At 38.3% G+C, this 20,816-nt stretch carries 16 protein-coding genes; 8 read left to right on the top strand and 8 right to left on the bottom strand.

Translation table 11 applies throughout. The features are described from left to right. Positions 1-95: 95 nt before the first annotated feature. The 4 genes from phrB to J536_RS15885 all read right to left on the bottom strand — a co-directional run bounded on the left by phrB (position 96) and on the right by J536_RS15885 (position 4,978). Positions 96-1,538, bottom strand: coding sequence for a deoxyribodipyrimidine photo-lyase (phrB, locus tag J536_RS15900; protein ID WP_032063313.1), 1,443 nt, complete (start codon positions 1,536-1,538; stop codon positions 96-98). Between the two features lie 118 nt (positions 1,539-1,656). Further along, a complete protein-coding gene (locus tag J536_RS15895) occupies positions 1,657-2,139 on the bottom strand; it encodes an FKBP-type peptidyl-prolyl cis-trans isomerase (RefSeq protein ID WP_002118581.1) in 483 nt (160 codons plus the stop codon). Between the two features lie 135 nt (positions 2,140-2,274). Then, positions 2,275-3,561: an NAD(P)/FAD-dependent oxidoreductase gene (locus J536_RS15890; protein WP_017386266.1), complete on the bottom strand. Its 1,287-nt coding sequence runs from the start codon at positions 3,559-3,561 to the stop codon at positions 2,275-2,277. Between the two features lie 97 nt (positions 3,562-3,658). Beyond that, entirely contained in the window at positions 3,659-4,978 is a 1,320-nt protein-coding gene (locus tag J536_RS15885; protein ID WP_017386267.1) for a D-alanyl-D-alanine carboxypeptidase PBP6B, read from the bottom strand. Between the two features lie 170 nt (positions 4,979-5,148). Here J536_RS15885 and J536_RS15880 point away from each other — a divergent pair, with 170 nt between their 5' ends. Both J536_RS15880 and J536_RS15875 read left to right on the top strand, forming a co-directional pair. Next, entirely contained in the window at positions 5,149-6,852 is a 1,704-nt protein-coding gene (locus J536_RS15880) for a M61 family metallopeptidase (protein ID WP_017402785.1), read from the top strand. A 400-nt stretch (positions 6,853-7,252) separates the two neighbouring features. Further along, positions 7,253-9,490, top strand: a complete 2,238-nt coding sequence (locus J536_RS15875; protein ID WP_002118624.1) for an NADP-dependent isocitrate dehydrogenase — start codon at positions 7,253-7,255, stop codon at positions 9,488-9,490. Positions 9,491-9,605: 115 nt separating this feature from the next. Here J536_RS15875 and J536_RS15870 read toward each other — a convergent pair whose 3' ends face one another. Further along, positions 9,606-10,394: an rRNA large subunit pseudouridine synthase E gene (locus J536_RS15870; protein ID WP_032063312.1), complete on the bottom strand. Its 789-nt coding sequence runs from the start codon at positions 10,392-10,394 to the stop codon at positions 9,606-9,608. A 196-nt stretch (positions 10,395-10,590) separates the two neighbouring features. On the opposite strand from J536_RS15870, the gene icd reads away from it, so the two are divergent. Beyond that, positions 10,591-11,847 (top strand): NADP-dependent isocitrate dehydrogenase, encoded by a 1,257-nt coding sequence (gene icd, locus J536_RS15865; RefSeq protein ID WP_032063311.1) that lies wholly within the window; start codon positions 10,591-10,593, stop codon positions 11,845-11,847. A 39-nt stretch (positions 11,848-11,886) separates the two neighbouring features. Here icd and J536_RS25250 read toward each other — a convergent pair whose 3' ends face one another. Both J536_RS25250 and J536_RS15860 read right to left on the bottom strand, forming a co-directional pair. Next, a complete protein-coding gene (locus J536_RS25250; RefSeq protein WP_002118699.1) occupies positions 11,887-12,012 on the bottom strand; it encodes a hypothetical protein in 126 nt (41 codons plus the stop codon). Beyond that, on the bottom strand, positions 12,009-13,187 hold the full coding sequence (locus tag J536_RS15860; protein ID WP_032063310.1) for a YbfB/YjiJ family MFS transporter: 1,179 nt from the start codon (positions 13,185-13,187) through the stop codon (positions 12,009-12,011). Before J536_RS15860 ends, J536_RS25250 begins: the two co-directional genes overlap by 4 nt. A 96-nt stretch (positions 13,188-13,283) precedes the next feature. On the opposite strand from J536_RS15860, the gene J536_RS15855 reads away from it, so the two are divergent. From J536_RS15855 to J536_RS15840, 4 genes are all read left to right on the top strand, one after another. Then, the gene (locus tag J536_RS15855; protein ID WP_002118709.1) at positions 13,284-14,165 is read left to right on the top strand and encodes a LysR family transcriptional regulator; all 882 of its coding nucleotides are present in this window, start codon (positions 13,284-13,286) and stop codon (positions 14,163-14,165) included. A gap of 208 nt (positions 14,166-14,373) precedes the next feature. After that, the gene (locus J536_RS15850) at positions 14,374-15,768 is read left to right on the top strand and encodes an L-cystine transporter (protein WP_002118474.1); all 1,395 of its coding nucleotides are present in this window, start codon (positions 14,374-14,376) and stop codon (positions 15,766-15,768) included. Positions 15,769-15,918: 150 nt separating this feature from the next. Then, positions 15,919-16,734, top strand: coding sequence for a PhzF family phenazine biosynthesis protein (locus J536_RS15845; protein WP_032063308.1), 816 nt, complete (start codon positions 15,919-15,921; stop codon positions 16,732-16,734). A gap of 122 nt (positions 16,735-16,856) precedes the next feature. After that, complete coding sequence (locus J536_RS15840; RefSeq protein ID WP_032063307.1) at positions 16,857-19,619, top strand: M16 family metallopeptidase; 2,763 nt, start codon at positions 16,857-16,859, stop codon at positions 19,617-19,619. A gap of 61 nt (positions 19,620-19,680) precedes the next feature. Here the strand turns inward: J536_RS15840 and J536_RS15835 are convergent, their stop codons facing one another. Continuing rightward, on the bottom strand, positions 19,681-20,064 hold the full coding sequence (locus tag J536_RS15835) for a DUF3144 domain-containing protein (RefSeq protein ID WP_002118682.1): 384 nt from the start codon (positions 20,062-20,064) through the stop codon (positions 19,681-19,683). 107 nt (positions 20,065-20,171) lie between these two features. Between J536_RS15835 and J536_RS15830 the strand changes: the two genes are divergently transcribed. Continuing rightward, positions 20,172-20,804, top strand: a complete 633-nt coding sequence (locus J536_RS15830; protein ID WP_032063306.1) for a hypothetical protein — start codon at positions 20,172-20,174, stop codon at positions 20,802-20,804. Positions 20,805-20,816: the final 12 nt, after the last annotated feature.

Below are 20,816 nucleotides of genomic sequence, written 5' to 3'. Positions count from 1 at the left end.
ATCTATTATGTTTATTTGTAGAACAAAGTCTCACTATAGTCAAATACTGTTATTATTTTTTAATTAAAAATAAACACTTAAGACGTAATTCTTATTTAAATACTCTTGAAAGTTTCAATTGCTTTAAGACGAGTTTCCTTTAAATCTACAATTGGTTTTGGATAATTTAACTGAATATTCGTTTTAGTCGAGTAGGGCTCATGAATGGCTTTATTGTCTAGATGAGCTAATTCTTCAACCCATTGACGAATATAATCTCCATTTGGATCAAATTTCTTTGATTGAGCAATAGGGTTAAAAATTCTAAAGTAAGGTACGGCATCAGTTCCGGTAGAAGCGCACCATTGCCAGCCGCCATTATTTGCTGCTAAATCCCCATCGATTAAATGCTCCATAAACCATCGTTCACCTACTCGCCAATCGATGAGTAAGTTTTTACATAAAAACATAGCGGTAATCATGCGAACACGATTATGCATCCATCCCGTTTTTAAAAGTTGACGCATTCCAGCATCAATAATCGGTATACCTGTCTGGCCCGTTTGCCATGCAATTAGGTGCTCTGGATTGTGATTCCACTTAATTTTCTGAGTGTCTTTTTTAAACGGAATATGTTTAGAAACATGGGGGAAATCAAATAAAATATGTTGATAAAATTCTCGCCAAATAAGTTCATCTAACCAAGTCTGCTGGCCTTCATTTGTCAAATGAAAGTTGCCATGTTCAGCCCTAAAAAGAGCTTGAAGGCACTGGCGGATAGACAAAATCCCAATGTTTAAATAGGGAGAAAGTTGGCTAGTTCCTCTTACATTGGGAAAGTCACGTTCTAATTTATAATCAGATAAATGATCTTTAATAAATATGTCGAGCTGCTCTAGAGCAAAATTTTCTCCAGCTGGCCATAAGTCTTGTTGCTCTTTAGAAACAGAAGGATCAAAAAAAGCTTCAATATCTTCTAGAGTTAAGCTGTTTATTTTTGAAAAAGACGCTGGATAGCTACTTTGCTTTTCAGGAATTGGATAGCATTGAGGTAAACCACTGAGATCCAATTTTGAATAACATGCTTTTTTGAATGCACCGAAAACCTGATAGGGCTGCTGTGACTGATTGCGAATAGAGCATAAAGGAAAAATCGTACGGTCATGGAATAAAAAGAGCTCTTTACCTTGCTGATTTAAAAAATCTTGTACAGTTTTATCTCTTTTTAATTCATTAACGCCGATCTCTATATTTGAATAGACATTTTCAATATTAAGTTGAGTGCAAAGTTCACCAATATAATCAGCGATATCTTTCCAGTAAGGAATGACTTGGATAATAAGGGGAATATTAAGTTGTTCTAGTTCTTTTTTGAGTTGTTGAAGTTGACGTAAATAGAAATTAATTTTTATAGGCGCATCGTGATGCATTTTCCATTGTTCAGGCGATAAAATAATTAACCCAATACAAGGCCCTTGTTGAGAGGCATGCCATAAAGCAGCATGGTCTCGAACTCTCAAATCTTGACGAAACCAAATTAGCTGATTTACGTTTGACATGAAAATTGGCCCTTATAGAGTGAGGTGAGTTAAAGAATTATTATCAAAATATTATATAAAAATAAATACATAAAAAAAGCAAAGCCGAAGCTTTGCTCTTATCATCTTTAAAGATGAATTAGTGGTGATGACCACCAGCACCGTGTACGTGACCGTGATCTAATTCTTCTTGAGAAGCATCACGGATTTCTACGATTTCAACTTCAAAAGTTAAGTCTTGACCAGCAAGTGGGAAGTTAGCATCAACAACAACGTTGTCGCCTTCAACCGCTTTAACAGTAACGATCTGTACGCCGTCATCTGTTTGAGCTTGGAATTGCATACCAGGTTGAATGTTCTCAACACCTTGGAACATTTGAGCTGGAACTTCTTGTACTAGGTCTGGGTTGTATTCGCCATAACCTTCAGCAGCTGGAACGTTAACAGTGAATTTTTCACCAACAGTTTTACCTGTTAATGCATTTTCTAAACCAGGAATGATATTGCCTGCACCGTGCAAATAGGCAAGTGGTTCACCTTGAGATTGATCAAGTGTTTCACCCTCAGCGTTTGTTAATTTGTAGTGGAATGAAACCACGTGGTTATTTGCAATAGCAGTCATGTTTTTGATCCATTCAATCAATTGAAGCGTACATCATAAAGTGAAAAATAAATTTTGTAGACTACAAAATCTTAATCTTTGGCACTTTTTCTGATGCGTTTTTATATAAATAGGGACGAACTTAAAAAATTCAACTTAATACAGCTTAATTTTTGGACGTACACGTCTTGTAAGTAAATCTTTCATTGTGAGTAGTCCAGCCTGAGTATATCCGTGAATCGTTGCTTGATGTAAACGATATAAAGAGACATACATTGTTTTCGCAATATAGCCTTGCACGCTTACATCTCCAAGTAATTCTCCAACGGCTTTATGACGACTTAAAGACACGAGAGAACCTTTGTCGTTAAATGTAAACATCGGCTGTGATCGGCCATTTAGTCGAGCAGCCATAGCATCGACTAAAAAGCTGGCCTGTTGGCTTGCAACTTGAGCACGGGGGCCAAGTGGAGGATGTCTTGCATCAAGTTGGCAATGAGCGCAGTCACCAAACGCAAATACATTTGGATCAGAATAAGTTTGCAACGTTGCATAGACCATCAGGCGGTTAATGTTATCGCGTTTAAAATCGGTAAAACTTTCTAATACCTTTGGTGCTTTTACGCCTGCGGCCCAAACGGTAATATCACTTTTAAGTTGGTTGCCATTGCTAAAGTAGATGCAATGCTCATCAATTTTTTCAACGCGGTGTTGAGTTAAAATTTCAACACCCATTTTTTTGAGTTGCCCAGCACTGTGTTCAGCGGTTTTATCGCTTAGAGCAGGTAAAATACGCTCAGAAGCTTCAATTAGTGTAATTTTGACTTGGTTTGGATGAATCTTCTTTAAACCATATCGATAAAAGTTTTTAGTTGTCTCAATTAACTCAGCTGCCAGCTCCACACCCGTTGCTCCCGCACCAACAATTCCAATATTTAAAGTTCGCTGATTGGGTTGATTCTGAGCTTCAATATAAAGATGTAATAAATCTTGCTGGAAAATATCGGCTTGCTTTCTGCTATCAAGGAAATGGCAGTTTTCACGCACTCCAGTGGTATTAAAGTCATTTGATACTGAACCAAGCGCTAAAATAAGTGTGTCATAACTTAGCTCTTGCGGATGATTCTGTTGATCCTTAGACACTTGAGGGGGCATTAGTTCAATTAATTTTTTATCTTTATTAACCCCAACTAATGTTCCGAGCACAAATTCGTAATGATGTTTTTCTGAGTGCGCAAAATAGTTAGTTTGTTCTTCGTGGGGATTTAAAGAGCCAGCAGCAATTTCATGAAGCAATGGTTTCCAAATATGGGTAAGGTTTTGGTCAACCAATGTAATCTTTGCTTTACGATTTTTCCCAAAAGTTTCACCGAGTTGTGTTGCCAGTTCTAAGCCGCCAGCACCACCACCAACAATTACAATATGATGTAAATTTTGGGTCATTTTTTCACCTAATTATTTTTCTATAAAAAAAGATGGCTAAATTATGCCATCTTTTATTTATAAAATTTATTGTGCGTCTGTGCACAATTTGATGTTTTTAGTGCGAATCTACTGGGTAGAGTTTTGCAGCACTATGTTCACTTGATGAAAAAATAGAGAAGAGGCTAGAAAACCACATTGCGATTTTTTGGAAAATATTGGCTTCTTCAATATGTACGTTATCTTCGATTTGAAGACTACGGATCAGTTGATTATTTTGATAAATCGATACTGTTGCCAAACTTACGACTTTCATTAATGGCGCAGTTAATTGTTTTTCATTGAGCTCAATGTTTACATGTGTTTGAGTCGTTTCAAGTGGAGCAATCACCTTGAGCTGTTGGTTACTATCAAGTACTTGAACGCGTTGAGTTGCATTATCAAAAGTATTTAGGTCAATTGGTGTTGGGTCTGCATATAAAGATGTCGTTACAATTGTTGGTTGCTTTGTTTCAACCTTAAACATTTTTAAAGTCGACTTTACAACAGGTAGTTCAGCAATTAATTTCTGCTCAGGAATAATCACTTCATCACGTGTATAGGCATACGCAAGATTCATTAATTTATCTGCAATCTCAGCGCGTTTTACAGCACTCTGCGTACCTAAAACGATTACTAATAAACGTCTTTGAGTTAAGTCAGATGAAAAAGAAGGACGTGAAGCTGTAAGTGCCAAGTTATAACCCGCTGCTTTTGTATATCCCGTTTTTAGACCGTCAACAGATGGGTCATATTTGAGCGCAAGGTTTGTCGCATGATGGAAGCGTTGGTTATAGCTAAAGCTTGGCATTTTTGAATAATGTAAATATTCAGGGGTTTGTTTAATTAATGCCTGACTTAATAAGCTAAGGTCGTGTGCTGTAGTGAAATGGTCAGGCATCGTAATTCCGGCAGGATTACTAAAATGAGTATCTTTCATACCCAAAGCTTGAGCTTCCTGATTCATACGTTGCACGAAACGCGGAACATCACCAGAGATTTTTTCAGCTAAAGTCACGGCTGCATCATTAGCAGACATCACGATTAGACCTGCCAATAACTGATCAACTGAAATTTGTTCACCAGCTTTAAGATACATTTGTGATTCATCCCACTGCACAACACTAACCACTGGAGTTGCAGTAATGATTTCTTCTTTTTTCAGTTTTCCAGCTTTAATCTCTTTTAGAGCAATGTATGCAACCATCATTTTGGTTAAAGATGCTGGTGCGCGTTGAACATGGCTATTATGCTCAGCAATGATTTGACCCGATTGAGTATCTACAATAGTCCATGCAGCAGCTTCAACACTTTCAGGTGCAATATTGAGTAATGCAGCATTGGTTACGGTAGTACAAAAAATACTAAAGAGGGTAAAAAGAGATAGAAAAAATTTCACGGATGACCTTAACTTCACTGGCAAATACGGGACACAGATGCACAGCATGCTATGCCTTTTTTTCGTGGAAGGCTAGTGGGAATTGTTGCCAAAAAATACATCTACGCAAGACGATACAAAAAAGTGATAATCTAATGTGAAGCCGTTCTTATTTTTAAATTGAAGAATTTATGTTGCATTATCAAATTGAGTTCGATGATTACAAACAGCACCTTGTTCACGTGACAATTCGTTTTTTAGCCAACCCGAATCAGGAACTTTGGCTACCAACGTGGATTCCGGGTAGTTATCTAATTCGAGAGTTCTCAAAACATATTGAATCTGTTAAAGCTTATGATGAAGCTGGACGTCTGCTGGACATTAAAAAAACGAGCAAGAATCGCTGGCGTTTATTTAATACAGATCATGAATTAATGACGATTGAATATGATGTATATGCATATGATTTGTCTGTCCGTGGTGCGTATGTAGACCAGACTCGTCTATATATTAATCCTGCGTGTGTATGTTTGGCTTTAGAAGGGCAGGAGCAGTCCGCTTGTGAAGTCGAAGTTTTCTTGCCGGATGAATTAAAGCATTTTCAGTTAGCAACAGGCTTAGCTTCAAAAAGCTTAGTCAAAGGTCGATTTACTTTAAAAGCAGATCATTACGATCAACTGATTGATAGTCCATTTGAATTGGCTGATCAAACACGCTTTAGTTTTGAGACGAACGGCATTGGACATGAGTTTGTAATTTCTGGTTCGCATAATACCAATATTGATCGCCTAAAAGCCGATATTGAAAGGATTTGTGCAGCTGAAATAAATATGTTCGGTTCAGCACCATTTAAAAACTATACCTTTATGACCATGGCAACAGGTAATAGTTATGGCGGATTAGAGCATTGCAATAGCACAAGCTTGATTACACCGCGTGATGATTTGCCAAAATCGAATGAACCAACTGAACCTTCTAAAGATTATCAACGCTTTTTAGGCTTATGTAGTCATGAATATTTTCATTCATGGTTAGTCAAGTTTATCCGTCCAGAAAACTTTGCAAACTATAATTTGCATCAAGAAGGCTACACGTCTTTATTGTGGATATTTGAAGGCTTTACTTCATATTACGATGACCTGATTTTATTACGTAGCGGTGTAATTTCTCAGAAATCTTATTTGGATCTACTTAAAGCACAAATTGACCGTTACTTGCAAAACCCAGGTCGTTTTATTCAAACAGTTGCAGAGTCAAGTTTTGACGCGTGGATTAAATTTTATCGCCAAGATGAAAACTCGAATAACGCGGGCACTAGTTACTACAATAAAGGTTCGTTAGTTGCGTTATGTCTAGATTTGGGTTTACGTCTACGTGGTTCTAGTCTTGATGCTTTAATGCGTCGGTTATATGAAAACACTCAAAATGGTATGCAAGTAAACGAAAGAACCATTTTTGATTTATGTAAGGAACTGACGGGTGATAACTGGATTGAACAAATTAATCATTTGATTAATACCACTGATGAGTTACCACTTGATCAATTGTTCCCTGAGTTTGGCTTAAGTTATAGAGTTAAAACTGACAAATCTTTGCCACTGGGTTTGAAACTTGTTGATAAGCCAGAAGGTGTACTCGTGCAAAGTGCTCGCCGTGATAGCGCAGCAGCTAAAGCGGGTATTTCTGCCAATGATGTAATTATTGCAATTGATGGTTTAAAAGCGACCACTAAACTTGTTGAGAAATATGCAAAGCAGGGCGGTACTTATACTGTCTTTGCTTTCCGCCGTGATGAGTTACTATCTTTTGAAGTTGAATGTTCTACATCTGATTTAACTGAGGTTGAACTTGTTATTGAAGATCAGGCTAAAACTGAAAAATGGTTAAAAGCTTAAATAACAGTTAAATAGTTTATAAAAAACCGATGTTTTGTACATCGGTTTTTTATTTTTAAGTGCTACTAAACGATGAGATTCGTTTTATCTTTGAGTTTGTTTTGAATGAAAAGTATAATAATTGTCAGAACTCTGAAAGATATCTCATTTAATTTAAGACTGTTCTATACCTAGAAGGTGGATAAAGCTATATGTATTACCTTAAGTTAGGTATAAGAATATTATTGATAGATTTGAATTATGTATTATTTCACTACGAAATGTCGTTATCACTGGATATTTCGTTGACTGGAAGGCAATGAGAGCCGATACTCTCAGGGTTTTATTTAAGCATATCGGTTCGTAGGCACTGGGCCACAAGCTCGGTCCTCAACACTCAATCAAACGGAAGGGGCTATATATGGCTGGTGAAAAGTCAACTATTATTTACACACTGACTGATGAGGCGCCATTATTGGCGACCTATTCGCTACTGCCGATCATTGAGACCTTTACCAAGCCAGCTGGCATCGAGATTATTAAAAGTGACATCTCTGTAGCTGCACGTGTGCTCGCAGAATTCGCTGATTACCTAAGTGAAGAGCAAAAGGTATCCGACAACCTTGCAGAGCTAGGTCGTCTTACACAAGATCCAGATACAAACATTATCAAACTACCGAACATTAGTGCGTCTGTTGCGCAATTAACTGCATGTATTAAAGAGCTTCAATCAAAAGGTTACGCAATTCCTGATTATCCGGAAAATCCAACGACTGAAGAAGAAAAATCAATCAAAGCTCGTTATGGTAAGTGCCTTGGTTCAGCAGTAAACCCTGTCCTTCGTGAAGGTAACTCTGACCGCCGTGCTCCAGCAGCAGTTAAAAACTATGCAAAAAAACACCCTCATTCAATGAGCGAGTGGAAACAGTGGTCACAAACTCACGTTTCACATATGGAAGAAGGTGACTTCTACCATGGTGAAAAATCAATGACACTTGATCGCGCACGTAATGTGAAAATGGAACTTATCACGAATAGTGGTAAGAGCATTGTTCTTAAGCCAAAAGTTGCGCTTCAAGAAGGTGAAATCATTGATTCAATGTTCATGAGCAAGAAAGCACTTTGTGATTTCTATGAAAAAGAACTTGATGATTGTAAAGAAGCGGGAATTTTATTCTCTTTACACGTAAAAGCGACAATGATGAAAGTTTCACACCCGATCGTTTTCGGTCACTGTGTGAAAATTTACTATAAAGAAGCTTTCGAAAAACACGGTAAGTTATTTGACGAGTTAGGCATTAATGTAAATAACGGTATGGCTGGGTTATACGAGAAAATCGAAACTCTTCCAACTTCATTACGTGAAGAAATCATTGAAGACTTACATGCTTGTCAAGAACACCGTCCTGCACTTGCAATGGTTGACTCGGCAAAAGGCATCACAAACTTCCACTCTCCAAACGACATCATCGTAGATGCTTCTATGCCAGCAATGATCCGTGCTGGTGGTAAAATGTGGGGTGCTGATGGTAAGCAATACGATGCTAAAGCAGTAATGCCAGAATCAACATTTGCCCGTATTTACCAAGAAATGATCAACTTCTGTAAGTGGCATGGTAACTTCGATCCGAAGACTATGGGTACAGTACCAAACGTTGGTTTGATGGCTCAAAAAGCTGAAGAATACGGTTCTCACGACAAGACTTTTGAGATTTCAGAAGCTGGTATTGCAAACATTACCGATCTTGACACTGGTGAAGTGTTATTGACTCAAAATGTTGAAGAAGGCGATATCTGGCGTATGTGTCAGGTTAAAGATGCTCCGATTCGTGACTGGGTTAAACTTGCAGTAACTCGTGCACGTAACTCAGGTATGCCTGCAATCTTCTGGCTTGACCCGTACCGTCCACATGAAAACGAATTGATCAAGAAAGTACAAAAGTACTTAAAAGATCATGATACGACTGGTCTTGATATCCAAATCATGTCTCAAGTACGTGCAATGCGTTACACACTTGAGCGCGTAGTACGTGGCCTAGACACGATTTCTGTGACTGGTAACATCTTACGTGACTACTTAACTGACTTGTTCCCAATTATGGAACTTGGTACTTCTGCAAAAATGTTGTCTATCGTTCCGCTAATGGCGGGTGGTGGTATGTACGAAACTGGTGCAGGTGGTTCAGCGCCAAAACACGTACAACAACTTGTTGAAGAAAACCACTTACGTTGGGATTCACTTGGTGAGTTCCTTGCGCTTGCAGTATCTTTAGAAGAAATGGGCATTAAAGAAAATAATGCTCGTGCTAAGTTACTTGCGAAGACACTTGATGAAGCGACTGGTAAATTGCTTGACAATGACAAGTCTCCATCACGTCGTACTGGTGAAATCGACAACCGTGGCAGTCACTTCTACTTGTCACTTTACTGGGCTGAAGCACTTGCTGCTCAGAACGAAGATGCTGAGTTGAAAGCTAAATTTGCTCCTCTTGCTAAAGCTTTAGCTGAAAATGAAGAGAAGATTGTTGCTGAACTTGCTCAAGTACAAGGTAAACCAGCGGACATCGGTGGTTACTACGCAATTGACCCAACTAAAGTAAATGCTGTAATGCGTCCAAGTGCTACATTTAATGCAGCTCTTGCAACAGTTGAGGCTTAATTACTAACTCGTTAGTAATTAGCTTAAGAGCCGGTGCATATGCACCGGTTTTTTATTGCCTAAAATAAAAGACATTAAAAAAGCCCACTGATGTGAGCTTTTAAAATTCTAAATCTTATCGACCATTGCGGCCACGACCACGTGGTGCTTTGGTATTTGGACGAGTTGTACCATTGGTCTTACGACGTGGTTTCTCACTTTCATCCATTTGCCAAATACGTTTTGTCCCAGACTTTTTAGCAGAACCATCTTTGTTCTTGCGAACCATTGGTTTGCCACCCGTACCGCCTGGCTTTTTCACGTATGAACGCGAGCGATAAGGCTGTTCAGCTGGTACATCTTTAAAGTCAGGGTAGAGTAATGGTTCAATTTCTTTTACATCACCCGGTTTTAAACCAAGTTGAACTAAGTCAATTGAGCCAATTTTAGTACGAATTAAACGTAAAGTTGGAAAACCTACCGCAGAAGTCATACGACGAACTTGGCGGTTACGGCCTTCACAAATTGAAATCTCAATCCAAGATGTTGGAATATTTGCACGGTAACGTACGGGTGGATTGCGTTCCCATAACCATTCAGGTTCACTGACTTTAATGGCTTTAGCTGGAAGCGTCATACCATCATTTAGCTCTACACCTTTACGAAGTTGCTCAAGCGCTTCTTCGGTTACATCGCCATCAACTTGAACTAAATACGTTTTGTATTTTTTATTTGCAGGGTTGGTAATGAACTGATTCAGACCACCATGATCGGTTAAAAAAACTAAACCCTCAGAGTCCATATCGAGACGGCCTGCTAAGCGCAAAGTCGGGTCATCAACAAAGTCAGAGACGGTCATATGTGCTTCGTCTTTACGAAACTGGGAGAGAACGTCATAAGGCTTGTTGAGAATCACAATTTTCATAAAAAATGGCTTCTTCTTTCAAATAACTAGAGAAAACATTGAGCTATATTTAAGTGCGAAATTTGCTTATTTCCCACATAAATCTCAAAAAGAATTAAATTCGATTAAGCTATTATGCGTTAATAAAAGTTGAAAGTATTGTTTATCGATAATTATTTTTAGTTAATTAAGTATTATAAAAGGGAGAATCTACACAATGGGTTATCAGAAGATCGTAGTTCCTGCCGACGGCGACAAAATCAAAGTAAATGCAGACCTGTCACTGAACGTACCAAATCATCCAATTATTCCTTTCATTGAAGGCGACGGTATTGGTGTGGATATTACACCAACCATGAAAGCAGTCGTAGATGCTGCGATTTTAAAAGCTTACGGTGGCAAACGCTCTATCGAATGGATGGAAGTGTATTGCGGCGAAAAAGCCAATAAAATTTATGGCAACTATATGCCCGAAGAAACTTTTGAAGCACTTCGCGAGTTCGTTGTATCAATCAAAGGTCCTTTAACCACACCAGTAGGTGGAGGCATTCGTTCACTCAACGTTGCTTTGCGCCAAGAATTAGATCTATATGTTTGCGTACGACCAGTACGCTGGTTTGAAGGTGTTCCTTCACCGGTTCAACACCCAGAATTAACTGACATGGTGATTTTCCGTGAGAACTCGGAAGATATCTATGCAGGTATTGAATGGAAAGCTGATTCTGAAGAGGCAAAAAAAGTCATTAAGTTCCTTCAAGAAGAAATGGGTGTCACAAAAATTCGTTTCCCTGAAGGATGTGGCATTGGAATTAAACCAGTTTCAAAAGAAGGAACACAGCGTTTAGTCCGTAAAGCCATTCAGTTCGCAATTGAAAATGACAAACCTTCTGTGACGCTCGTTCACAAGGGTAATATTATGAAATACACCGAAGGCGCATTTAAAGAGTGGGGCTATGAATTGGCTCTGGATCGTTTCGGTGGAGAGCTAATTGATGGTGTCCCATGGGTTAAAATTAAAAACCCTAGAACTGGTAAAGATATCATTATCAAAGACGTCATTGCAGACGCGTTTTTACAGCAGATTCTCATGCGTCCAGCCGATTACTCTGTTATTGCCACGCTAAACTTAAACGGTGATTATATTTCTGATGCTTTAGCAGCAGAAGTAGGCGGCATTGGTATTGCACCGGGTGCAAATATTGGTGGTGCAATTGCAGTGTATGAAGCAACTCATGGTACTGCCCCTAAATATGCAGGTCAGGATAAAGTAAACCCTGGTTCTATTATTCTTTCTGCGGAAATGATGCTGCGTGATATGGGGTGGACAGAGGCTGCTGATCTGATCATTAAAGGAATTTCTGGGGCGATTGCTGCCAAAACCGTAACTTACGATTTTGAGCGCCTAATGCCGGGTGCAACCTTGTTACGTTGTTCTGAATTTGGTGATGCGATTATCAAACACATGGAAGATTAAATAAATTTCCTTAAAAAAGCCCTCAGTTGAGGGCTTTTTTTATTGCATAAACTCGGGATGTTTCGGAGATTTAATAAAACCAGTTTTCTTTTGATAACTCTGGTCTAGGGCTTGAATAATAAGAACGAAAGCAACTAGAAATAAAGGAAAGAGCAGAGTTTTCACGATTTGGTTTCTCCGAGAGTTGAGGTGAAAGAAGGGCGTAGGGGAATTAAAAGGCAAACCGCAAAGAGAAGAACGGTTCCACCCAAAAGAAAAAGATGGGCATAAGACCAATGCAAATGATGCAAAGTACTAATGACAACACCACCCAAAAGTTGAGTACTGGCAAAGCCAATGGTGGCAAGGCTCCAAAGCTTTTGATAGCGTTGCTCATAAATCTGTAGCAGGCTAAAAGAACTAATAAATACTGTTGCGGGAGTCAGTAAACCTGTCAGAAGCGAAGATAAGGCTAGTAAAGATGCGGTATGTGAAAGGAACGGCAAAACAACGGCTAAGCAGTAAATGGTATATAACCATTTAATGGCCTGTAGATATCCCACTATTCGGCTTAAGCAATAAGCGACAAGTGCACCAATGCAGCTTCCCACTCCATAGAGAACCCAAAATAAATTTCTTTGCTGTAATGAGAAATGCAGAGTTCCGGATAAATAATCCATCCAAAACAAAGAGTGTGGAATATAGGCAAAGGCACTACACATATAGGCAATAATAATAACCAGACCTAAACGTGATTTTTGTGAGGCTTGTAGAGTGGTCGATTGCGGTTTAATAATATGGACAGTATTACGACTTAATAATCGATAAAGAGTTAAGCTTCCTAATAGCGAAAGACCTGCAAAAATATTCCAAACATAATGTACGGGCATATTTTTAAGTAGAGGAATAATAATAGTGGCGGATAAAACGCCGACACCAATTCCGCTAAATCCTAAAAAGTTAACTTTTAATCTTTGCGTGGTGGGAATGTATTTCATCGCAAAGCTAGGCGCCAAAATCATAAGTAAACCACCAGCAATACCTGAAATCGTACGCCAAAAAATGAACCACACCAAAGGCATATCCATGAATGAACAGCCTAGTAGGCTGAGGCTACCCGCTATAGCCGAAATTAAGATCATGAATGGGAGGTACTTTTCTTTAATACTCAATAGCGCCAATAAGGCGCCAATGAGATATCCCAATAAATTTGCGCTGCCTAAGTAACTGGCAAAATCGTGAGTCCAGTGGTATTGCTCGATCATGATGGGCATAAGCGCAGTATAGGAAAATCTAAAAACACCAATTCCCAAACAAGTTGCCAAAAAGACAATTAAGCTCATTCGATAAAACGTAGACATGAGAGGACGCTCAATTTTTTTATTATTAAAAGCGAGTTTTTAAATCTTTAAAAATGATTTAATATGATGGTAATTATCTTATTTTGAGATAGTAGTATGTTGCTTAAGTCTCTAGAGTTTTTTTTAGCTGTTGCAGAGAGTGGAAGTTTTTCCTTGGCTGCACAAAAAATGTATACGGTGCAATCGAATATCACGAGCCATGTGAAAAAACTTGAAGAAGAGTTAGGGGTTATTTTATTCAATCGTAATAACCCTGTGACTTTAACGAATGCCGGACAACAGCTGCATAGTTATGCTGTTCAAATGATTGCTCTACATAATAAAGCGAAAAAAATCTTTCAAGAGGGTGATATTGACCCGAACGAAACCATTCGTTTGGGCAGTATGGAAACGACAGCAGCAATACGTCTACCTCAATTACTCAATCAATGTATGCAGCAATATCCGAATTTGCCGATTGAGCTACAAACTCACCCGACACGATATTTGTTAAGCGCTGTGCAGCAAGGAGAGGTCGATTGTGCTTTTGTTGCTTCTAAATATTTAATTCCAGAGTTGTATAGTTTACCTGTTTGGCAAGAACAATTGGTTTTGGTTTGTCCGAAACAGCAAACTCACTTTCCAGATGTTGCCAAGCTTGCAAAGACCCGATTTATTGCGTTTCGACAAGGTTGTTCTTATCGTCATGCAATCGAGTTATTTTTAAATGATCACAGTGTCCCGCCTTCACAAATCATGGAAATGGGCAGTCTGGACGGGATTGTAAGCTGTGTGGAATTAGGTGTTGGTTTTGCTTTATTGCCAAAGTCATATCTAAACAAAGTAGTCGAGAAAGTGTCATTAAGTTGTTTTGAACTTAATACTGAATCCGCTCATTTTACTACCTACTTGGTTGCCCAGTCGCCTGAAACATGGGGAACCAATTTAAAGCAGTTTATTCATTTTATTGAGCAACAATTTGAATTAAAGGTTGCTTAGGTTGTGATTGATTTTCATACGTAAATATCCAACTTAATTTATAAATTAAAAGTGATATATATGTATGAAAAAGTCATTTTATATTCTCACAGAGGTTTGTAATCATCTTGATGCTATAAAATTGTGGAAAAGGGTAGTTTATATAGGCCGGCTATGGTCAAATATGCCCCCTTGAAAGATGACACAAGCAATAATTTGGAGTTTGGGAATGAATATACCCTTAATCATCAATATTGTGGTTTTTGTCGGGTTAATATTTTTACTCGCCCAAACACGTAAAACGGACTGGAGCTTATCTAAAAAAGTTCTGGCTGGCTTAGTTCTAGGTGTGGTGTTTGGTTTAGGACTACATTTGATTTATGGCGGTGGCCATCCGATTCTTGCTGAATCTATTAGCTGGTTTAATATCGTTGGAAACGGCTATGTAAAACTTTTACAAATGGTCGTGATGCCTTTGGTATTTGTGTCTATTTTGGGAGCGGTTGCAAAATTACACCAAGCCTCATCTTTAGGCAAAATCAGTTTTTATACGATTGGTACTTTACTCTTTACAACGCTGATTGCTGCACTGGTAGGAGTATTTGTTACCAACCTGTTTGGCTTAACGGCAAAAGGTTTAGTGCAAGGTGCTGCTGAAACTGCACGCTTAACTGCCATTAATACGGACTATGTAGGTAAAGTTACCGATTTAAGTGTACCGCAGTTTATTCTTTCCTTTATTCCAAGTAATCCATTTGCTGAATTGACTGGTGCAAACCCAACATCAATTATTAGTGTGGTTATTTTCGCCGTCTTTTTAGGTATAGCAGCGCTTAACCTAATGAAGGATGATGCTGAAAAAGGTCAACGTATTCTGACTGCAATTCAGACGTTGCAGTCATGGGTAATGAAGCTTGTGCGCTTAGTGATGACTCTTACACCATATGGCGTATTTGCGCTTATGACAAAAGTCGTGGCAAGTTCAAACGTCGCAGATATTTTAAATCTAGGCGGTTTCTTGGTTGCATCTTATTTAGGCTTGGCGATTATGTTTGTCGTACATGCCATTATTTTGACTATGACGGGTGTTTCTCCTCTTAAATTCTTTAAGAAAGTTGCTCCAGTTTTAACGTTTGCATTCACTAGCCGTTCAAGTGCAGCAAGTATTCCACTGAGCATTGAAACACAAACTCGTCGTTTGGGTGTGCCTGAATCAATTGCAAGTTTCTCTGCTTCTTTTGGTGCCACCATTGGTCAAAATGGCTGTGCGGGTTTGTATCCTGCAATGTTGGCAGTGATGGTTGCACCTACCATGGGTATTAACACCTTAGACCCAATGTGGATTGCATCGTTAGTCGGTATTGTGACCTTAAGTTCAATTGGAGTTGCCGGAGTAGGTGGTGGTGCGACTTTTGCTGCGTTGATTGTGCTTCCTGCAATGGGTTTACCTGTAACGTTGGTTGCACTTCTTATTTCAATCGAGCCACTCATTGATATGGGGCGTACTGCGTTAAACGTAAATGGTTCGATGACTGCTGGTGTTGTTACGAGCCAATTGATGGGTCAGACTGATAAAGAAATATTAAACAGTGAAGATGAAATTGAGTTAACTCAACATCATTAAAAATCAATAAAAAAACGGCTCGCTATTCTGGATGAGCCGTTTTTTTTATATGCATAAATTGCCACTGTGATGTTAATTTTAAAAAAACTGTATCTGTTTTTCTTTTAAATAATTTTCGAAAATAGGCCTATTACAAAAGAGAGCACTATCATGAAAATGTATCAAGTCGATGCTTTTACAAAAGAGTTATTTCGTGGAAATCCAGCCGCTGTCGTTGTTGAAAAAGAGTGGTTAGATGTAGATTTAATGCAGAAGATAGCACTTGAAAATAATTTGTCTGAAACTGCTTTTGTAAAAATTATAGACTCTGAAAACTATGAAATCCGTTGGTTCACGCCAACGGTTGAAGTTGATTTCTGTGGGCATGCCACGCTTGCCAGCGCTTTCGTATTATTTAAAGATTTTACCGAGAAAAAGACCATTAATTTCCATGTTCGAAACTTAGGTCTTTTTGTAGTTCACCAAGATGAAGACGGTAAAATCAGAATGGATTTTCCAATTCGCAAAGCTCATCAAGTTGAAGATTATCCAGCTATTTTACGTCAAGCTTTAACAAAACCTTTTAAAGCAGTTTATCAAAATGTTCAAGCCTACATTGTTGAGTATGAATCAGTGCAGGACGTATTAGATGAGCAGCCTGACATGAACCTACTTAAAGCCTTAGGTAAACGGACTGCGATTACTACTGCAGGGATGGATGTTGCTATCACCTCAAAAGCCGATCAACAATATGATTGTGTATCGCGTTATTTTGCACCTGTCGCGGGCATTGAAGAAGACCCAGTTACGGGTTCAATTCATACGGCAATAGCGCCATTATGGGCAGAAAAACTTGCTAAAAATAATATTATTGCTTATCAGGCTTCTAGCCGTGGAGGCGTTTTATATTGCAATGTCCTGAATCAGGAACGTATTGAAGTTTCAGGATATGGGAAGCTTTATATGCAAGCTGAAATTTTTCCTTAAAATATAAGGCCGTTTAAATAAACGGCTTTTTTTTCAAAACTTTACTATGAAAATTAGTTCAAATTTCCTACTATAGTCCTACAACTATTGATTTTTTATTATTCAAATTAATTGGTATTTATATGTTTATGCAGTTTAAACAACTGACACTCTCCCTATGTATTCTTGGTTTAAGTGCTGCGTCTTGGGCACAAACTACACTAGTAAAAAGTAAGCAAAATATTGAGGAATATAAATTAGATAATGGTTTTCGGATTGTGCTTGCACCGAATGACAAAGAAAATAAAATCTTTATTAATACCATTTATTTAACAGGCTCATTAAATGACCCGCAGGGTAAAAGTGGCTTAGCTCATTTGCTTGAGCACTTGGCTTTTAAGGGGACACAAAATGTTAAAGGGGAAGAATTCCAGCGTCGTTTAGATCAATATACATTGATGACAAACGCCAGCACCGATTATTATTCAACAAAATATACTAATATCGTTCGTCCAGAAAAAACTGCGCTTGATCAGGTACTGTATCTTGAATCTGAGCGTATGGATAAATTAGTTCTTCAAGAAAAGTTTGTTCCTTCCGAGATTGAAATTGTAAAGCGTGAACGTGAAGTCCGTATGGATCAGCCTTTTGCTGTGCTGATGGATCAAATGTGGAAGTCAGCTTATGGTAACCAATATTTAGGTCGTTTACCGATTGGTGATTTGCCTGAACTTAAATCTATTAAGATGCCTGAATTAAACCAGTTTTATCGTAGCTGGTATGCACCTAATAATGCTGTTATGGTGATTTCAGGTAAATTTGATAAGACTGATGTCTTAAAAACAATAGATCAATATTTTAGTCCAATTGCGGCAAGAGAAGTTCCGAAGACTGTACAGATTCCTGTGCTTGACTCTACAAAAATAAAAAATCGTCAATTCATGGTGAAAAAGGGTAGTGATCTGGCTAAGTTCCATATCTATATGAATGGTAAAAATACCAAAATTCAGCCGACACTCGCTTTAGCTCCTTTGTTATATACGATGCAGCCAAGTGGTCACCTATACCAAAACATGGTGGAAACAGGTATTACCACAAATGTTGAAGCTAGTACTTGGTTAGACCAAGATTTTAACGTGGTGTTTCTAGGTGCCATTTATTCACCAAGTAATGACCCTAAAAAAGTTGAAAGTTCTTTGTTAGCAGGCATTGAAAAAGGGAAGCCGTTTACTGAAGTTGAATTAAATCGTGTTAAAAGTTTAATGAAAACTCAAGGTGACTTAATCACGAAAGATGCGGTAGCACTGGGGTCACGTTTAAGTGATTACACCGTCGCTGGCGGGCAATGGGATCAATATTTTAAAGATTTAGATTCTGTAGAAAAAGTTAAGCTAGATGATGTGAATCAAACTTTAAAACAGTTCCTTGTGGCTGATCATCGTATTGATGGCGATATTTTGCCAACACCTGAAGACCAGAAAAAAGCGCAACAGCAAAATTCAAAAGAGACACCTAAAACTCTAGATCAGGTCGAAGCAAAGGCTGAACCTTTAAAAGATCCGAAGGTATATCAACAAGAAGTTGCTGAGTTTTTAAAAACTTCAAAGCAATATGTTGAAAGCAATGAGAAAAAGATTATCCGTGGAAAACTAAAAAATGGAATGAAGTATGCTCTATTCCCAGTTGAAACACGCGATGATCGTACTTACGCAACGATTACGATGGACTTCGGAACAGAAAAATCTTTATTTAATAAAGGCACAGTAGTTGATCTAACTTCATACTTATTGCTCCGTGGTTCTGATAAATACAGTTTGCAAGATATTGCCGATAAATCAATTGATGCAGGCGGTGCGGCTTATGCAAGTGCTGACGGCAATGGCATGACCATTAATATTCAGTCTAAATCAGAAAAATTTGATGAGTTTTTCAAGTTTGTTCTTGATGTGATGAAAAATCCGAAATTTGAACAATCTCAATTTGATTTAATTAAATCGCAAAGTTTATCAAGCCTAGATCGTCCTTATACCGAGCCAGATGTAGTGGCGGGTTTAACACTTTCACGTTTACTTGAAGAATATCAACCGGGTGATTTGCGTTATCACTTCGAACCTGAACTGGCAAAACAGCAGTTGAAAAACGCAACTCAAGAGCAAGTGAAAGAGTTATATGAGCGTTTCTTTGCAATGAACCATGCTCAAATTGCCATTACAGGCGAATTTGATGCGAAGAAGATGCAGAAATTACTGAATCAGGAATTTGGTCGTTGGAACGGTAAGCAACCATATCAAAAAATCTTGATTGATCACGTTGATTTTCCAGCACAGCAAGTTCATGTTCTGTCTGAGCAGCGCGAATTTGGTAGCTACCAAAGTGTCCTTTCAATTCCAGTTGGGAAAAACCATCCAGATGCATCTGCTCTCATTTTAATGAACTATATTTTAGGTGAGTCTCAAATTTCATCACGTTTGGCTCAAGAGCTTCGTGAGAAAAATGCGCTAGTCTATGGTTTTGGAAGTGGGCTGCAACTTGATCGTGACACGAATGTAGGAGCTTTGAGTATTAGTGCAAATTATACTTCAGGTCGCTCAGCACAAGTGTCTGCTTCAATACACAAAGTGTTAAATGACTTGGTTAAAAATGGGGTAACTGAGCAAGAGCTTGAAGCTGCTAAAGCAGATATCATGAAGAAACGAGTTACAGCTTTAGAAGATGAACGTAATATTCATGGCATGTTAAATCTACAGCTTGAAACAAACAAAACATTGCAAGACCGAATTCGTCATGATCAAGAGTTAACTAAATTGACTGTTGCTGACGTTAACAGAGTAATTAAGAAGTATATTAAACCTGAACATTTGGTCGAAGTGATGGCTGATCAATATGGTCAGGCAGCAAAGAAATAAAGTCTTCTCGCAAATAAAAAGCCACTCAAATGTGGCTTTTTATTTAGGTATTTAAATCATATTAATGATCATGTTTATGCGCGTGAAAATCTTCATTTTTACGGAAACGTAAATAATTTTCGAATTGTTCACAATATTCATCGAAGTTATCTTCAAGCATCATCTGAAATTGCTGAAGAAGGTAAGACATGACCTGATCTTTCGCATCACGCATTTCATTACCATCTTTAAAGTTATTTGCTGCTACCCATGTATTGAAGCGGGCAGTAGCAAATAACATTGCAGCACTCACTTGACCACGTAGCTCAGCTGGATCAACTTTTTTATCTTTTGGCGGGCGACAAAAATCATTAGCTTGTTTAATAAATTCATCCGCACGCTCAAAGAAAACAGCATTTAATGCTTCTTCTTCAGTAATATCTGTTGCATTAATCTTTTGAGACATGACTTATTCCCGCAAAAATAGAGCTGCTTATTATAGGCAAACGCTTGCGGAAACAAAACCTTTGACTTAGTCTGTAAATAGCCTAAGTATTGGTAGGAGAGACTAATATGCAAGATGCAATTGCTATTCAAAGTTTAAAGACAGATATTGCTTTATTACGCCAGCATGTTTTCCCACCCCAATATTTAGAGCATGTTGAAGGGCTACCGATTTATTATGGCTTGCAAGAAGAAGTCGAAAATTATTACCGTCAATGGCAGGGGCTAATTGAAAGGGCGCAAGAGCTTTTTCAGCCATTTATGGAAGATGAATTACTAGATGCCATTCATCTGCCAAGTCATTTAAATTTACCGCTATTCTTTTTTCATGTAGACCGAATTCGGATTAATAAAACACGCGCAAAAGAATCTAAAACTTTTCGCGGTGTTGCGAGTCTTATTGAAAAATGCGGGCAGTTTGAAACAGACCAGATATTTACGATGCAAGAATGGTTACAAAGTGATGATACCGCGGCTTTGGTTGCTCACCGTGAATTCATCGATTTAAGAACCTATGTGTTTCAACATGGGCAAAGCGAATATACACGTTCACGGTTTTATACGAATGGGATTGTGCTAGGGGTTGAGCCACATTTTAAATTGGTTGATGCTCGTGATAAGCCAAGAAAGCAACGCAGCGATAGCTATAGTGATCCGTTAGCAGATAACGGCGTATGGAAAGTATTTGGTAAATACCGATAAAAGTCGCTGCAC

Origin of the sequence: Acinetobacter sp. 809848 (assembly GCF_000581275.1) — a bacterium.
GTDB classification, from domain to species: domain Bacteria; phylum Pseudomonadota; class Gammaproteobacteria; order Pseudomonadales; family Moraxellaceae; genus Acinetobacter; species Acinetobacter pittii.
Note: the sequence above shows the minus strand (reverse complement) of the source record. Positions and strands in the feature narration are given on the sequence as shown.

Bases quoted from the DNA above. Each gene is read 5' to 3' on its own strand.
- J536_RS15860 (WP_032063310.1), bottom strand. From the start codon at position 13,187: ATGTCTACGTTTTATCGAATGAGCTTAATTGTCTTTTTGGCAACTTGT.
- J536_RS15850 (WP_002118474.1), top strand. From the start codon at position 14,374: ATGAATATACCCTTAATCATCAATATTGTGGTTTTTGTCGGGTTAATA.
- J536_RS15895 (WP_002118581.1), bottom strand. From the start codon at position 2,139: ATGACTGCTATTGCAAATAACCACGTGGTTTCATTCCACTACAAATTA.
- J536_RS15855 (WP_002118709.1), top strand. From the start codon at position 13,284: ATGTTGCTTAAGTCTCTAGAGTTTTTTTTAGCTGTTGCAGAGAGTGGA.
- J536_RS15835 (WP_002118682.1), bottom strand. From the start codon at position 20,064: ATGTCTCAAAAGATTAATGCAACAGATATTACTGAAGAAGAAGCATTA.
- J536_RS15840 (WP_032063307.1), top strand. From the start codon at position 16,857: ATGTTTATGCAGTTTAAACAACTGACACTCTCCCTATGTATTCTTGGT.
- phrB (WP_032063313.1), bottom strand. From the start codon at position 1,538: ATGTCAAACGTAAATCAGCTAATTTGGTTTCGTCAAGATTTGAGAGTT.
- J536_RS15830 (WP_032063306.1), top strand. From the start codon at position 20,172: ATGCAAGATGCAATTGCTATTCAAAGTTTAAAGACAGATATTGCTTTA.
- J536_RS15845 (WP_032063308.1), top strand. From the start codon at position 15,919: ATGAAAATGTATCAAGTCGATGCTTTTACAAAAGAGTTATTTCGTGGA.
- J536_RS15890 (WP_017386266.1), bottom strand. From the start codon at position 3,561: ATGACCCAAAATTTACATCATATTGTAATTGTTGGTGGTGGTGCTGGC.
- J536_RS15880 (WP_017402785.1), top strand. From the start codon at position 5,149: ATGTTGCATTATCAAATTGAGTTCGATGATTACAAACAGCACCTTGTT.
- icd (WP_032063311.1), top strand. From the start codon at position 10,591: ATGGGTTATCAGAAGATCGTAGTTCCTGCCGACGGCGACAAAATCAAA.
- J536_RS15875 (WP_002118624.1), top strand. From the start codon at position 7,253: ATGGCTGGTGAAAAGTCAACTATTATTTACACACTGACTGATGAGGCG.
- J536_RS15870 (WP_032063312.1), bottom strand. From the start codon at position 10,394: ATGAAAATTGTGATTCTCAACAAGCCTTATGACGTTCTCTCCCAGTTT.